At 69.1% G+C, this 11,877-nt stretch carries 12 protein-coding genes and 1 pseudogene; 7 read left to right on the top strand and 6 right to left on the bottom strand.

Going from position 1 to position 11,877, the window contains the following annotated elements:
- Positions 1-186: 186 nt before the first annotated feature.
- Positions 187-690 carry a lamin tail domain-containing protein gene (locus ACZ3TS_RS27870; RefSeq protein ID WP_467623107.1) on the bottom strand — a complete coding sequence of 168 codons (504 nt, stop codon included), beginning with the start codon at positions 688-690 and terminating at the stop codon, positions 187-189.
- Between the two features lie 1,213 nt (positions 691-1,903).
- Here ACZ3TS_RS27870 and ACZ3TS_RS27865 point away from each other — a divergent pair.
- Together ACZ3TS_RS27865 and ACZ3TS_RS27860 are read left to right on the top strand one after the other, a co-directional pair.
- Complete coding sequence (locus ACZ3TS_RS27865; RefSeq protein ID WP_467623104.1) at positions 1,904-2,650, top strand: hypothetical protein; 747 nt, start codon at positions 1,904-1,906, stop codon at positions 2,648-2,650.
- Between the two features lie 145 nt (positions 2,651-2,795).
- Positions 2,796-3,524 carry a class F sortase gene (locus ACZ3TS_RS27860; protein ID WP_467623101.1) on the top strand — a complete coding sequence of 243 codons (729 nt, stop codon included), beginning with the start codon at positions 2,796-2,798 and terminating at the stop codon, positions 3,522-3,524.
- Positions 3,525-4,338: 814 nt separating this feature from the next.
- On the opposite strand, the gene ACZ3TS_RS27855 is transcribed toward ACZ3TS_RS27860, so the two are convergent.
- Positions 4,339-4,830 carry an FBP domain-containing protein gene (locus ACZ3TS_RS27855; protein ID WP_467623098.1) on the bottom strand — a complete coding sequence of 164 codons (492 nt, stop codon included), beginning with the start codon at positions 4,828-4,830 and terminating at the stop codon, positions 4,339-4,341.
- Between the two features lie 71 nt (positions 4,831-4,901).
- Here ACZ3TS_RS27855 and ACZ3TS_RS27850 point away from each other — a divergent pair, with 71 nt between their 5' ends.
- Positions 4,902-5,471 (top strand): TetR/AcrR family transcriptional regulator, encoded by a 570-nt coding sequence (locus ACZ3TS_RS27850; protein WP_467623096.1) that lies wholly within the window; start codon positions 4,902-4,904, stop codon positions 5,469-5,471.
- Between the two features lie 157 nt (positions 5,472-5,628).
- On the opposite strand, the pseudogene ACZ3TS_RS27845 reads toward ACZ3TS_RS27850, so the two are convergent.
- A pseudogene (locus tag ACZ3TS_RS27845) lies at positions 5,629-6,965 on the bottom strand (recombinase family protein).
- Between the two features lie 93 nt (positions 6,966-7,058).
- Here ACZ3TS_RS27845 and ACZ3TS_RS27840 point away from each other — a divergent pair.
- Positions 7,059-7,442, top strand: coding sequence for an antibiotic biosynthesis monooxygenase family protein (locus ACZ3TS_RS27840; RefSeq protein WP_467623093.1), 384 nt, complete (start codon positions 7,059-7,061; stop codon positions 7,440-7,442).
- Positions 7,443-7,651: 209 nt separating this feature from the next.
- Here ACZ3TS_RS27840 and ACZ3TS_RS27835 read toward each other — a convergent pair whose 3' ends face one another.
- Positions 7,652-8,575 (bottom strand): NADP-dependent oxidoreductase, encoded by a 924-nt coding sequence (locus ACZ3TS_RS27835; RefSeq protein ID WP_467623090.1) that lies wholly within the window; start codon positions 8,573-8,575, stop codon positions 7,652-7,654.
- A gap of 383 nt (positions 8,576-8,958) precedes the next feature.
- Here ACZ3TS_RS27835 and ACZ3TS_RS27830 point away from each other — a divergent pair, with 383 nt between their 5' ends.
- Together ACZ3TS_RS27830 and ACZ3TS_RS27825 are read left to right on the top strand one after the other, a co-directional pair.
- Positions 8,959-9,228: a hypothetical protein gene (locus ACZ3TS_RS27830; RefSeq protein ID WP_467623087.1), complete on the top strand. Its 270-nt coding sequence runs from the start codon at positions 8,959-8,961 to the stop codon at positions 9,226-9,228.
- Positions 9,225-9,758, top strand: a complete 534-nt coding sequence (locus ACZ3TS_RS27825) for a hypothetical protein (protein WP_467623085.1) — start codon at positions 9,225-9,227, stop codon at positions 9,756-9,758. Before ACZ3TS_RS27830 ends, ACZ3TS_RS27825 begins: the two co-directional genes overlap by 4 nt.
- 251 nt (positions 9,759-10,009) lie before the next feature.
- Here ACZ3TS_RS27825 and ACZ3TS_RS27820 read toward each other — a convergent pair whose 3' ends face one another.
- Positions 10,010-10,555, bottom strand: a complete 546-nt coding sequence (locus tag ACZ3TS_RS27820; protein WP_467623121.1) for a TetR/AcrR family transcriptional regulator — start codon at positions 10,553-10,555, stop codon at positions 10,010-10,012.
- 90 nt (positions 10,556-10,645) lie between these two features.
- On the opposite strand from ACZ3TS_RS27820, the gene ACZ3TS_RS27815 reads away from it, so the two are divergent.
- On the top strand, positions 10,646-11,500 hold the full coding sequence (locus tag ACZ3TS_RS27815) for an MFS transporter (RefSeq protein WP_467623084.1): 855 nt from the start codon (positions 10,646-10,648) through the stop codon (positions 11,498-11,500).
- 197 nt (positions 11,501-11,697) lie between these two features.
- Here ACZ3TS_RS27815 and ACZ3TS_RS27810 read toward each other — a convergent pair whose 3' ends face one another.
- Positions 11,698-11,856 (bottom strand): hypothetical protein, encoded by a 159-nt coding sequence (locus tag ACZ3TS_RS27810; protein WP_467623082.1) that lies wholly within the window; start codon positions 11,854-11,856, stop codon positions 11,698-11,700.
- Positions 11,857-11,877 lie beyond the last annotated feature (21 nt).

Here is an 11,877-nt window from a genome sequence, read left to right as displayed (position 1 = left end):
CGGCCCGCGCCCGCGCCCCCCCGCCCCCCCCGGGGCCCCCCCCCCCCCCCGCGGGGCCGCCCCCCCCCCCCCCCCCCCCCCCCCCCCCCCCCCCCGGGCCGGCCCGGGGGGGGCGCCCCCCCCCCCCCGCCGGTTGTACGTGCTGGTGCCGCACTCAGCGGCGACCAGCGCGCCCCTTCTCGTCCTCTAGCGATGGCCACCGTGGTGGCGACCGCCCTCGCCACGGCGCTCACCACCCCAGGAGACGGTGTCGATGAGGCGACCACGCGCGTTGCGCAGTTCGACCGTGTCGGAGCGGCCGGCCCATACCGGGCGGCGGCGGTCCTGATAGAGATCGGTTTCGGTGTCCCGACCGAAGCCCGTGTGGACGCGGACGGCGGCGCGGCCCTCCAGGCGGTAGTGGTGGAAGGTGTAGGTGTGGCCGTCCTCGTCCGACAGGGTCCACCGGTCCAGGTTCACGTCCCAGCGGGTGTTGTTGGTGATCTCCACCCACTCCCTGTTCAGAGAACGGTTGGAGCGGTCCCCACGGCCCCAGGCATCGAACTGCACGTCACTGATCTCGACGCGCGCGGAACGCGAGCGCAGGTCGTGGTCGGCTGCGGACGCCGAGGGCACAAACGCCCCGGCCACAGCAGTTGCCGCAACCGCGGCGGCGACCAGACGACGAGCGGTCACAGTGGAAACAGACACGGGCTCTCCCTGCAGGGTGCGGGCACACCCCGGGCTCGGCCACCGGGCCGCGCAACGGGGTGGTGCGAGTCGCGAATGCGCGGCCGGTCGACCGCGCACCCACACCCTGACCCCACGGGCGGAGGATGCGTCCGACACATGAAGCATGTTACGAATCATGCATATTTCTGGGACCCTTGCCTGCATCGTCCATCTATATGGTGAAGACAATGATTTGACAGCTTTTTGGACCGACCGCCCGTACAAGCTTTGGCCAGTGACGCAGAACCGCCGGTATGCGCCACCCCAACGGTGTCCCGGCCGTCACCCGAAAGTGAGCAACAACCATGCGGGAGCCACTGTCTCCTTGAAGCCCGCCGCAAGGGCCGACCGGAGCGCACCTGACGGCACAATGTCGGGTCACGTCGTAGGGATCACGACCGGGCCTCCTCGAGGGCGGTGACGAACTGGTGGCCCGTCCACGCCCCGGCGAGCGACAAGTGCTGCCCCAACTCGCCGCCTGCTACGGCTGTCCCTCACCTGCAAAGCCGGTCGCCGACGCCCAAGCCGCCCGAGTGCGCGGCCCCGGCGCATGGGTGCACACCTCACACCTCTTGCTCGCGATGCCCGCGCACGGGCGGCGGATCAACGGAGCATCTCGATGCACGCCGCAACCTCCCGACGGAGCATCTTGTATGACGCTCCCTCGGCGGTGACAGGGACGGCATCAAAAGGGCGCGCAGCATTCCGGCACCCGTGCACGACCCACATCTCCGGCCCGACGGGTACGGACCGATCTCCATGCGAGCACAGTCCTGCCCGATGGCTCAGCCCCCTTTGTACAAGTGAGGAGATCGATCGTCAGCCGGCAGGCCGACCTGCACATCTCCCCTGTCACGACGGGCCGGCCGGGCCGCACTCGCCTCCGGTCTCGCAGGCCTCGGCCGAACCGGTACCTGATGCCGAGTCACTGGACGTGCGGCTGCGGGACGTCGATGCCGAGGCACGCACTCGTGTGCATCGTGCTCGGCGATGCCGGTGCCGAGGGGGGTGCTGCCGACCGGGTTGATTTTCGGTCTGGAGTCACTCGGAGGGAGTAGGAGCTCGCTCGCTTGCCCGTGTCGTTCGGTGGTGCAGGGCGGTGACCGGGTTGAGGGTGAACACGTTGCTGCTGCGACTTGGCTGTGCCGGCGTGGTGCCGGCCTTCGCGGTGGCGACGAAAGGACTACCTCTGATGCGAGTGACCCGGACCATGTTCGCCTCCGCGGCGGTTGCCGCGGCCGTCGCGTTTTCCGTTCCCGCCGCGCACGCCGTGCCGCCGACCGGGCTGCGGGCCTCGGACGACGGTGCCTCCCACCGCGAGGGGCACGGCACGCACAAGGGCGAGGAGTCGAACGACGAGGAGCGCGGCGGCAGACCCCGTGACGACGAGGACACCTCGAAGGGCGACTCTGAGGCCGGGGCCCCGGCCGACGGCGACGCGCCCGCCACGGCGGGGGACGAGGCCGGTGCCGAAGCCGGAGCCGAGGAAGGAACCGAGGAAGGCGGCTCGAGCCACAAGCACGAGAAGTCGAACAAGCCGAGCGGTGCCGTGAAGGCCGGGGGCGGCTTCCTGGCCATGGCCCGGGCGGACGACGGCGGCCGGCCGCACAAGCACGGCGGCTCGAAGGATGAGGAGGACGAGCAGTCACAGGGCGGCCCGGACGGCGGCGCCGAGGCCGACAGCGACGCTCCGGCCGTGACGGGGGACGAGGCGGGAGCCGAAGCCGGAGCTGGAGCCGAGGAAGGGACCGAAGAAGGCGGCTCGAGCCACAAGGAGGAGAAGTCGAAGGAGCCGAGCGGTGCCGTGAAAGCGGGCGGCGGCGGGCTGGCGCAGTCCGGCAGCGGTGTGGCCACGGGTTCGGTGCTGCTGCTCGGCGGTCTCGGGGCAGGTGCGTACATGCTGCGGCGCCGGGGCGCGTCGGATGCTGCCGCGGCCTGATCGGTGCTTGCTGGTAGCTGTACGGTCGCGGCCGCTGTTGCCCTGGGAAGGGCGACAGCGCCCGCGGCTGCGGCTTTGGTGCGGGCTCTCGCCCGGCCTGCCGACGTCTGACCGCCGCCCCAGTTGATGAACAGGCATTTGTTCCATGACCCTCTCGCAGCCGGCTCCGCCCGAACAGCCGCACAAAAGACCCACCTCCCGTACTGCCCGTCTGGCTCTGCTGTGGCCGGCCGCGGCGGTGGTCGTGGGCGCCCTGCTCATCCACCACTCACTGGAAACACCGGCCGATTCCAAGCCGCAGGCGGTGCCCACAGCCGTCGCCCCACCCGCAGACGCCGCCCCACCCGCGGCGATCGCCCCGGCACAGCCGGAATCCAGTGCGACGGCACGTCCCGCGGCGCAGGAGCTGCCACGGTCGGAACCGAAGCGGATCGTCATCCCGCAGATCGGCGTCGACGCGCCGTTCACGGGTCTCTCCGTCGACGCCTCGGGACACCTGAACGCGCCGCCCTTGAGCAACAAGAACCTGGCGGGCTGGTACAAGGACGGGGCCACGCCGGGTGAACGCGGAACATCCATCGTGGTCGGCCATGTCGACACCAAGACCGGCCCGGCTGTGTTCGTGCTGCTGCGCCTTCTCAAACCCGGCAGCACGGTGGACCTCACCCGCGCGGACGGCATCACCGTCCGCTTCAGGGTCGACTCCGTCGAAACCTTCGACAAGGCCCACTTCCCCGACGCCCGGGTATACGCCGACACCCCGACCCCTCAGCTGCGGCTGATCACCTGCGGCGGTGCCTACAACCACGCCGCCCACGACTACCAGTCGAACGTCGTCGTTTTCGCCCACCTCGTCTCGGCCAAACGCTCCTGAGACCTCGCCGTCCTCCCGCACCCGCCGCCGTCCCGCGCGGCGGGCCATGACCGCGGACAGCTGCGCTGAGGGTCAGGGCGGGGCACGGATCGTTCGACCCGGCTGCCACACGGCCGCCGGACGTCCGGCGCTGCACCGGCCCCGGCCATCATCTGGCTGCGCCACCGGGTGCCCGAAAGTCCCCCAAACTCCTATGCCGCCGGTGGGCCAGGCGGACGCCGGGTGCCGCTGCAACTGGTCTGATTCGCGGTGGTGGACACGACGTTGTGCGTCCTGGCGGTCGTTACTCAGCTACCCGGCGGAGCCGACGCCCATCTCGCCATGCTGCTGCTTGGGTTCGGGCTGTTGTCGGCGATGCCACTGTCGCCAGCGAACGCCGGGCGTCCCGAGCATCCTGGGCCTGTCGCACAACGAACGGCAATCCGAGGAGTTCGTGAGTGGGGCGGGGCTGGAGGACGTCGACGTGGCGACGTGGCGACGTGGCGAGCGGGATGTGATCGAGTGGCGGGGCGGCAGGACCGGACGTATGGCCCGTCGTCGGGTGGGTCTGTTTGTGCGTTGTCGGCCGGGAGGTCGACGTCATCCACGCCTGTGGGGCGGCGTGGGAAGAGAAGTTCCTCGAGCGCTGAGGTGGCGAAGAGGAAGGCCATCATCAGGGCCGGCACGAGCAGAGCAAGCAGGATCACAGGACCTCCCGAGGGTGGACGGCCTGTGGCGGCCTGGTGCGGTGTATCGGGTTTCAGGATGAGGCCGAATGGCGTAACCCGCACGTCGGGCACAGAGGAACGGCGGTGGGGCTATCGATGGCAACCGGTCATGCCGTCACCGTGGCCATGAACGCGGCGACGTTCGCCACGGTCCGCTGGATCTTCTCCTCCAGGGTGAGCGACTCCTGGAGCCGTGCGCCGACGCCCGCGTCCTTCTTGCCCCGCACGTACAGCGAGCAGGCGAGGTCACTGCATATGTAGGCGCCGACGGAGTTGCCCTGCTGCCCGGCCTTCCCCGCCTTCGGCGCGACCATCAGGGAGACGGCGCCGGTATGGGTGGTCAGGCACATCGAGCACATGCTGCGCCGCATCTGCCAGGACCCGGTGCTGGGACAGCGCAGAGCGATGGCCTGCGGCCGGCCGTTCACCTCAGTGACGAGGTAGGCGCGGGCGGGAGCCTGGGGATCGCGCCAGCCGAGGTAGTCCAGGTCGTCCCAGGGCCGGTCGGCCAGGTCACGCGGAACCGACAGGCGCTTCGCCTCGCCCTTGGTGCAGTTCACGAACGCGGTACGGATCTCTTGTTCAGTCAGCGGTCTCATGAGACGCAGGCTAATTTGCCTAAAGCCTTTAGGCAAATGCATAATCGGTTATGCCGAAGGAGAGGAAGGTTATGGCCCGCGTAGGACTGACCACGGAACGCCTGACCCGGGCGGGGGCGGAACTGGCCGACGAGGTCGGCTTCGACCAGGTGACCGTCTCGGCCCTCGCCCGGCGGTTCGACGTCAAGGTCGCGAGCCTGTACTCACACTTGAAGAACTCCCAGGACCTCAAGGCCAAGATCGCTCTGCTCGCCCTGGAGGAACTCGCCGACCGCGCCGCCGACGCCCTGGCCGGCCGCGCCGGCAAGGACGCCCTGAGCGCCTTCGGCAACGTCTACCGCGACTACGCCCGGGAGCATCCCGGCCGCTACGCCGCCGCCCAGATGAAGCTCGACCCGGAGACGGCGGCCGCCAGCGCCGGCGGGAGGCACGCACAGATGACGCGGGCGATCCTGCGCGGCTACGACCTGACGGAGCCCGACCAGACGCACGCGGTCCGGCTGCTGGGCAGTGTCTTTCACGGCTACGTCAGCCTGGAGATGGGCGGAGCGTTCAGCCACAGCACACCCGACACCCAGGAATCCTGGACACGGATCCTGGACTCCCTCGACGCCCTGCTGAGCAACTGGCCCGCGCCCTGACCCGCCCCACCAGCCGGGGGCCGTCGGCCGCGCAGCGCATCGGCGCATCGGCACACTCCAAAGACGATCAACAGGTTGAACCCATGCACACCCAGCACGACTGGATCACCACGCCCGTGACCGCGGACATCCTGCGCGGCGCGCTCGGGATGTGTGGTCAGCCGGTCAGAGGCTGCCACCGGTCTTCCTGGGCGGGGTCGATACTGCTGAGCCACACCAGCGCCCCACCGATCAGGCCGGGCTTGTCCCGGGTGGCCAGGGCCGGGGTTTCGAGCATGTCGGCAGCCTCTTCCAGATAGGTGACCAGCGTGTCGAGTTCTTCGCCGGGGTACTCGTTGTAGCGGGACCAGCGGCCCAGGTAGCCGGTTTCGGCGTCCAGGTAAAGGCCCGAGGTGCTGTCAGCCGGGCCCAAGGCGACAACGGGAATCCGGGCTGCCTTCCATACGGTGATCCGCTCGTCTTCGGGGCGGTCGGCGTTGAGGGTGTCCTGGTGGGTCTGGGAGTCCATCTTCAGCCGGTAGGCGGCGGCTACGGCGTCCAGGGGCATGAGCGCCTTATTGCCCGGAAGGCATCCCCAACCGTTGCTCCCGTCGTCGCCCGCGGTCAGCAGCCACAGGACGCGCAGCTCGATGGGTATCCGGATACCGAGGTCCTCTTCCAGGGCGGCGAGGGCGGCGGGGCTGGCACCGGCGCGGAGCGCAGCGTAGGAGTCGGGGGCGTTGTCCTTGAGCCAGCGGGTGATGCGATGCCAAGCATCGGCGACCTCCCGTACGGTGACCGCGGCGGCGGCAAGATCGGCAGGCTGGTCGTGGTCTCGGCCCTGCTCCTGGTCCTGATCACCGGCGCCGGTGGGGGGCTCGGTGGAGGGGGCCGGTCGCAGGTAGCGGATCTCGATCCGGTCTGGCTCACGGATGTAGCCGACGGACAGGTCGGGGCAGTCCTCGAACATGTCGCCGTCGACCGTCACAGTGAGGACACCGTGCAGCCCCGAAGGCCGGCCCATGTCAGGGTCGTCGGCCAGCTGGCCGGCCAGGGCCTTCAGCGCGTAGGGAACGCCGCCCCCCAACTCGGCGGCGGTGTCACGTACAAGCGGGTCGATCTCGTACGGGGCCATGCCGGACACGTGGCTACCCGCTGCCCTCAGCGTCTCTTTCGTCGCCGTGATGTACGCCGACTTCATGTCGGACTCTTGCTGGGCCAGCGCAGCGATAAGGCCGAAGATCGCGACACCCATGGGAGTGGACGTGTCCAGGTAGGGCTCTTCGACGCTGACGAGCAGCACGCCGTGTTTGGCCAACTCCTCATTGATCAGCATGGCCTCAAGGGCACCCTGTCGAGTGAGGCGGGACAGCGAGAACACGACCACTGCGTCTACCTGCCGGCGCGAACGGCGGACATCATCTCCTCGAACTCCGGCCGGACAACCTTGGGGTCCCAGCCGGATTTGCCGACGTCGGCGAAGTGGCCCGCGTTATCCCAGCCTTTGGCCGTGATCAGCGCCTCGCACTTGGTCCGCTGTGCTTAGGGGGACGACGCGGAGTCGTCCTCACGCTTCCTTGACTGCCGGATGTAGGACACTGCGCGCATATGGTCCAGGTTAGGGGTCCAGTCCGGGCCCCGTTTGACGAGAGGTGTCATGTGCCTAGCGTAGTAAAAATCAACGTACTGACCGTGCCCGCCGAGCAGCGTGAGACTTTGGAGAAGCGCTTCGCTTCTCGCGCCCATGCCGTGGAGAGCTCCGACGGGTTCGAGTGGTTCGAGCTCCTCCGGCCCGCCGAAGGCACCGACCATTACCTCGTCTACACGCGGTGGCGCGACGAGGAATCCTTCCAGGCCTGGATGGAAGGCCCCATGAAGGCGGCCCACCAGGGCGGCGGCACGGAGAGTGGCGAGCGCCCCAAGCCGGCGGCGAGCGGATCCACTCTGTGGTCCTTCGAGGTCGTGCAGCAGGCCGCGCCGAAGGGCGCATAGACAGTCCGTCAGGGCGCGATGTGGACGCCGGATTGTGGACCGGCCGGGGCGGTTGCCAGCTGGAAGCAGCGGTTCCCGGCCTTGCGGCAGCGTCGCAGCACGTCACGGATCGGGTGAGCCGTGGGCGGGCACCGTGGGAACTGCCCTCGTCCCTCTTGCGGCCTCCCCTCCCCCTTGGCCCGGCGGCGTGCCGGTTGGCCCGGTGAAGGTCAGCCGACCTCGAGTACGATCTTGCCGCGGCTCCGCCCACTCTTGCTGAGACGGAACGCCTCGGCGGCCGCGGCCAGCGGCAGGGCGCGCTCGACGTGGACGCCCAGCTTGCCGGTGTCGGCGAGTCGGGCGAGTTCGGCAAGATCTGCGCTGTCGGGCCTGACCCACACATGGTGTCCGCCACGCTCGGTGACTTTCGGGTCGACGATCGAGGCGACGCGGGCCCGGTCCCTCAGCAGCTCCTGCGAGACGGCGACCACGTCACCACCGACGTAGTCCACTGCCGCGTCGATGCCCTCCGGTGCCAGTTGACGTACGCGATCTGCCAGGCCGTCGCCGTAGGTCACCGGCTCGGCGCCCAGGGAGCGCAGAAAGTCGTGGTTGCGTTCGCTGGCCGTGCCGATCACCCGGGCCCCCTTGGCCGCGGCGATCTGCACAGCGAAAGCCCCGACACCACCGGCCGCCGCATGGACCAGGACGGTATCGCCCGCGGAGACCCTCACCCGGGCCAGTGACTGCCAGGCGGTGAGCCCGGCCAGCGGGACGCCGGCCGCCTCCTGCCAGCTCAGCGACGCAGGCTTGTGCGCGAGGGTACGTACGGGCGCAGCGACGAGCTCCGCGTAAGTGCCGTGCTGTACCTCATCCTTGCGGACGTATCCGAAGACCTCGTCGCCCACCGAGAACTCCGGTGCGTCCAGGCCGACCGCCTCGACGACGCCCGCGACGTCCCAGCCGGGGACCAGGGGGAAGTGGATGTACATGAGCGGGTCGAGGTATCCGGCAACGATCTTCCAATCGACCGGGTTCACCCCGACGGCCTTCACACGTACGAGCACCGAGTCAGGACCGACCTTGGGGTCGTTGACCTCGGCCAGTTCCAGGGTCTCGGGGCCGCCGTAACGATTGACGATGATCGCGCGCATGACGGACACAATAAGCCTCGAGGTCGACCGCTCAGCGGCTGCACCACAACACGAACTTCGTCAGCAGTACCGTTCGATCGACTCGCCGAGAAACTCATCCTGCCTGCGGCACCGGCCGCTGTGGTCGCCGGCGTCGCACCCCACGCACGTATTACCGATCCTCGCACCGGCTTGCAGGGTTCTGGAGGTCAGGTCCGGGACTGCCGCTGCGCGCGAGCCGGATCGGGCGGAACCCTGTGTGCCTTTTGTCACGTCCGAATGTCGCCCCTCGGGCGCTCTCCTCGGAAATATCGGTAGACCTCTCGCAGGTTACCCCTGACATCCGTGGGCTCTGTGGAGGCTGACATGGACAACGGCCAGATGGGTCAGGAGAAGGGACCGAGATGAGCCACCTCACTCCGGGGATCTTCCGCACCCGGCTCGACCGTCCCGTGGCGGCCGCCGCACCGCGCGAAGCATGGCAGCGTGCCGCGTTCGTCCTTCTCGCGGTGGGCCTGGACACGGCAGCCGCGGTGATGCTGTTGAGCCGGCAGCTTCCGAACGCCCTGGCCGGAGTGGTCCTGGCCGGGCTCGGCTGGTTCGCCACCGGGCGGATAGCGGCCTGGCAGCCCGCGTCTTCGCGCAGCGTCCTTGAGGAATCGACGCGCCGATGAGTCAGGCGACCGAGGACTCGACGTCCGCCTCCTTCGTGGACACCCCGGCGCCAGCACGCTCGGCCCCGGTAGGGGGCCTGCCTCGGGACGACCCGCGCGAGCGGCGCCGACGCCACACCGTCGAGTTGCTCGCGGCGTCCGCGCTGGGCCTGGTCCCCTGGACAGTGATAGTGGGACTGACACTGCCGTCCGACTACCGTGTCCATGAGTGGCGCACGACCTGGGTCGGCTTCGACATTCTGCTGCTCACAGCCTTGGGGGCGACCGCCGTCCTCGGGAAGCGCCGCCATCCGGCCGCGGTGATTCCCGCTCTGGCGACCGCCGTCCTCCTGGTGTGCGACGCATGGTTCGATGTCTCTTTGGCATTCGGTACGCCTGCTGTCTGGGCGTCCGCTGCACTCGCCGTCTTCGTCGAACTGCCCATGGCCGCCTTCCTCTTCCACCGGATGCACAGACTGCTGCGGTTGCAGTGCACACCCCAGCAAGCCGCGGAGACCACGGAGCGAGACGCAGGGGAGACAAGCGGGTAACCCCGGGCAGCGTTCGCGAAGTTCAGGGGCATCCTGAACACCCACCTGGCAGCAGCGATGCGCCGCTACGTCGCCGGACGGGACTGGCTCGGCGTACGACGAGCCGGGGACGTGACCCGGTAGTGTGCACGTAGAAAGTGCCTTCCTGCTGGAACGACAGAAGCCTTAGACAAGCCCTATCGTCCCAGTTCAGAAGGCACTTTCGCGTTCCCGCTCATGATCCGGACACAGCCCCAAGTGAAACGCGCAGGCTAGCCCCGGGTGTGCAAAGCCCGCGCGAGCGCGCTCATGCTGATGTCGACGATCGTGCGGAGCTGCTTCTGGCTCGCCCGGGCCCTGCTCATCACGGCCAGCGACTGGTTGACCGCCGTGATGTGAGTGGCGTAGTTCTCGGCGTCGCCCTCGGTCAACTCCATGGTGTTCAAGGCGGTCCGCAGCCGCGCACGCTGAAGCGCCACAGCTTCGATCGCACGTGTGGCGATAGCGGGGCTGAGTGCTGGTGTCGCCATCGCGGTCTGAGCGACCAGACATCCGTCCGGCACGTCGGGGTCGGCGATGCGTTGGAGGGTGACCTCGAAAAACGCCTGTATCGCCCGCAGCGGTTCCCCGGACGCATCGGAGGAAAGCGCCTGTTCGTACCTCTTTCCATACCGGACGGCGTAGCGGTCCAGACAGCGCAGGTAGAGCGAGTCTTTGTCGCCGAACGAGGAGTAGATGGAACTTCGGTTCAATCCGGTCGCCCTGGAGAGGTCGTCGAGCGAGGTGTCGGCGTACCCGGCCCGCCAAAACTGGACCATCGCCGCGTCGAGCACGATGTCCACGTCGAACTCGCGCTGGTCCCGCGGCTGCCGGCCGGGAAGCGGTCCGGTGGCGGCAGCAGCGTCGATGTGCGCGGGGCGCTGCTGGTGACCACCGGCATCGCAGCGTTGATCTTCGGGCTCAGCAGCGGGCAGCAGCACGGCTTCACCGCGCCCACCACCATCATCGCTCTCGCCCTGGCGGTGCTGCTGACCACGGGCTTTGCGTTCGCCGAAAAGCGGTCGGCGGCTCCGATGATGCCCCTGTCGATCCTGGCGGAACCGGCCCGGCGGGCCGCGATCGCGGCGATGCTGCTGATCGGCGCGATCATCGCCGGCTACGTGTACTTCGCGTCGCTGTACATGCAGAAGGTACTGGGGTTCAGCCCGGTGGCGACCGGCCTGGCACTGGCCCCGTCGACCGTGACCTCAGTGCTTGTCTCCACCCTCGGTACCCGCCGGCTGCTGGCCCGGTTCAGCATCAAGGCCGTCCTGCTGGCCGGGCTGGCCTGCATAGGCGCCGGGCAGCTGTCGCTCACGCAGATCACCGCCGGGGCCAGTTACCCGGCGGCGGTGCTGCCCGGCCTGGTACTGACCGCAGCCGGGGTCGGGCTGGCGCTGCCGACCGCGTCGATCGCGATCACCAGCAGGGTCCAGGCCAGCGACCAGGGACTGGCCGGGGCGCTGTTCACCACCAGCCAGCAGACCGGCGCCGCGGTCGGGCTGGCGATCCTCGCCGCCGCCGCGGCCACCGACGGCCACGGCGGCTCCCTGGTGGACGGCTACCGCTTGTCGTTCCTGATCGCGACCGGTCTCGCAGTCCTCGCCGCGATCATCGTCGCGCTCCAGCTCAGCTCGACATCCCACCGCGTTGAACCGGAGCACCAGCAGGCCGGCTCCGACGGACCGCCCCCCCGCGCCGCCCGCCCCGGCGCAGCTCGGTAAGAGCTGACAGGTCCAACGGTGGGCTGACCGGCAGCGTCTACCCGGCGAGCTGTTCGCGGGGCCGGGGGCGCGTCATCGATTCGGGGTGCCACGCGGGTTCAGTTGTAGACGAGGGATCCGTCATCAAGGCCGGCGTGCGGCAGGGTCTCCCGTTCCTGTTGGTACTCCAGCATGTGCGTCCGGGGCTCCCCACTGCCCTACTTGAACAGAATGTTCTGCGATCGCATGACGTAGCCGGAGCTGAAGTTTTCCGGATCGCAGAACGGGCGCCGTTGCATCTCCACGTCGGCCGGCCGCAGGCTCGGAGTGACCGTGGTGGCGTGCTTGTCACCCATGTGCCGCAGCGGGTCGGCCACGAGGTCACAGACCATGTCGGC

The organism is Streptomyces sp. NPDC022910, assembly GCF_055561075.1.
This window is presented reverse-complemented; position numbering and strand designations above follow the sequence as displayed.

Coding starts and splice junctions, on each gene's coding strand:
- ACZ3TS_RS27830 (WP_467623087.1), top strand. CDS start 8,959: ATGAGCCACCTCACTCCGGGGATCTTCCGCACCCGGCTCGACCGTCCC.
- ACZ3TS_RS27820 (WP_467623121.1), bottom strand. CDS start 10,555: ATGGTCCAGTTTTGGCGGGCCGGGTACGCCGACACCTCGCTCGACGAC.
- ACZ3TS_RS27840 (WP_467623093.1), top strand. CDS start 7,059: ATGGTCCAGGTTAGGGGTCCAGTCCGGGCCCCGTTTGACGAGAGGTGT.
- ACZ3TS_RS27865 (WP_467623104.1), top strand. CDS start 1,904: ATGCGAGTGACCCGGACCATGTTCGCCTCCGCGGCGGTTGCCGCGGCC.
- ACZ3TS_RS27860 (WP_467623101.1), top strand. CDS start 2,796: ATGACCCTCTCGCAGCCGGCTCCGCCCGAACAGCCGCACAAAAGACCC.
- ACZ3TS_RS27850 (WP_467623096.1), top strand. CDS start 4,902: ATGGCCCGCGTAGGACTGACCACGGAACGCCTGACCCGGGCGGGGGCG.
- ACZ3TS_RS27835 (WP_467623090.1), bottom strand. CDS start 8,575: ATGCGCGCGATCATCGTCAATCGTTACGGCGGCCCCGAGACCCTGGAA.
- ACZ3TS_RS27825 (WP_467623085.1), top strand. CDS start 9,225: ATGAGTCAGGCGACCGAGGACTCGACGTCCGCCTCCTTCGTGGACACC.
- ACZ3TS_RS27855 (WP_467623098.1), bottom strand. CDS start 4,830: ATGAGACCGCTGACTGAACAAGAGATCCGTACCGCGTTCGTGAACTGC.